Source organism: Clostridium sp. AM49-4BH (assembly GCF_003478335.1).
GTDB lineage: Bacteria > Bacillota > Clostridia > Lachnospirales > Lachnospiraceae > Butyribacter.
Genome location: NZ_QUFB01000115.1, coordinates 1 through 1,900, shown reverse-complemented (window position 1 = coordinate 1,900; position 1,900 = coordinate 1). Strand labels below are relative to the sequence as shown.

The following is a 1,900-nucleotide window of genomic DNA, read 5'->3' as shown; positions in this document are numbered from 1 at the left end:
GTGCGCCTTGCGGCGCACGTCGCCAATGGGTGAAAGTCCCTAATCCGCCCTAGTAGTGGGAAGGATACAGCCAAGACCAAGGGTGTCCATCGTGAGGTGGAATCTGAAGGAAGGTGGAGGCAAATCTCTGGTCTGACGAACAGAAATCACATCAGGCTATAGTTAAGGATAAGGCTGCATCACAAGCCAAAGTCCAATAACTACTCGGAATTAACTGTAGTAAATGTGGCAGATATATGGAGAGAAAGTGACGTGTGGTACCAAGGGAGGTCTCGTCAGCGGTTGGAAACAGAGTATGAAAACCGTCAGTAACAACGAATGGCGAGAAGTCAGCAGAGGTCATAGTACCATTATGGTTGCAAACATAGTGGGAAGGACTGAACTTTAGGAGATGTGAGTAAATGAATGTAACCAAAGATGGATTTAAGGACAGACAACTTCATATTGAGGACTATCTGCAAATGGTATCTGCGGAACAGAGAGAGTATGCAGAAGTGTCCGCCCATCAGAGGATTACTGAAAACAACGACATCATCACAGATTTTCAGACGGACAATCTAATGGAACAGATTTTACACAAGGATAACCTTAACAAGGCTTATAAGAAAGTGAAATCTAACAAAGGAGCAGGCGGCGTTGACGGAATGAGCGTAGATGAACTTCTAGGCTTTCTGAAAGACAACCAAGAGCAACTAATCCAACAGATAAAGGATGGGAAATATAAACCTAATCCAGTCCGTAGGGTAGAAATACCCAAAGAAACAAAAGGCGAGGTCAGAAAACTGGGAGTGCCAACAGTAGTTGACAGAGTGTTTCAACAGGCAATCACACAGGTATTAACGCCGATTTACGAGAAACAGTTCTCGGAGGATAGTTTTGGATTTCGACCGAACAGAGGTGCGCATGACGCACTGAAACAATGCCAGACAAATGTCAATGATGGATATGTATATGTGGTAGATATGGATTTAGAGAAGTTCTTTGACACAGTATGTCAGAGCAAACTAATTGAAGTACTATCACGAACCATCAAGGATGGGCGGGTAATATCACTCATTCACAAATATCTTAATGCTGGAGTTATCAGCAGAGGAATGTTCGAAAAGACAGAGGTCGGAATGCCACAAGGTGGACCATTAAGCCCACTCTTAAGTAACATCATGTTGAATGAATTGGATAAGGAACTTACACGGAGAGGGCATAGATTTGTCCGATACGCAGATGACTGTATGATTTTCTGTAAAAGCAGGAAAAGTGCAGAAAGAACCTTAAACAACATAGTGCCATATATTGAGGGAAAACTATTCCTTAAAGTAAATCGCACCAAGACGTGCGTGGCACATATCAGCAAAGTCAAATACCTTGGCTATAGCTTCTATAGATACAAGGGAATATGCAGATTTCGGGTACATCCTAAATCAGTAACAAAGATGAAGAATAAAATCAGAGAGCTTACTGACAGACATAACGGATGGGGAAATGAATATCGAGCATTAAAGCTGACACAGTTTATTAGAGGATGGGTAAATTACTTTGGAATGGCAGATATGAAAGGTCTGTTGCAGAGTAATGACAAGTGGTTACGCCATAGAATAAGGGCAATCTATTGGAAACAATGGAAGAAACCTAAAACGAAATACCGAAAGTTGAAAGAACTCGGAATGAATGAAGACTTTATTCAATGGCACGCAAATATGCGCCAGGGCATTTGGAACTGTAGCAATAATAGACTGGTACAGTTTGCCTTGAGTAATGAAAAACTCCGTGAATGGGGATATCCAACATTCACAGAGTTTTACCTGAAAATATGTGAAAACTAAAGAACCGCCGTATACCGAACGGTACGTACGGTGGTGTGGGAGGTCGGTAGATAAGATAATTATCTACCTCCTACCCGATT

1 protein-coding gene is annotated in these 1,900 nt (G+C 42.0%); it reads left to right on the top strand.

The window, feature by feature from the left end:
• Positions 1-401: 401 nt before the first annotated feature.
• The gene (gene ltrA, locus DW981_RS14590) at positions 402-1,820 is read left to right on the top strand and encodes a group II intron reverse transcriptase/maturase (RefSeq protein WP_118508239.1); all 1,419 of its coding nucleotides are present in this window, start codon (positions 402-404) and stop codon (positions 1,818-1,820) included.
• Positions 1,821-1,900: the final 80 nt, after the last annotated feature.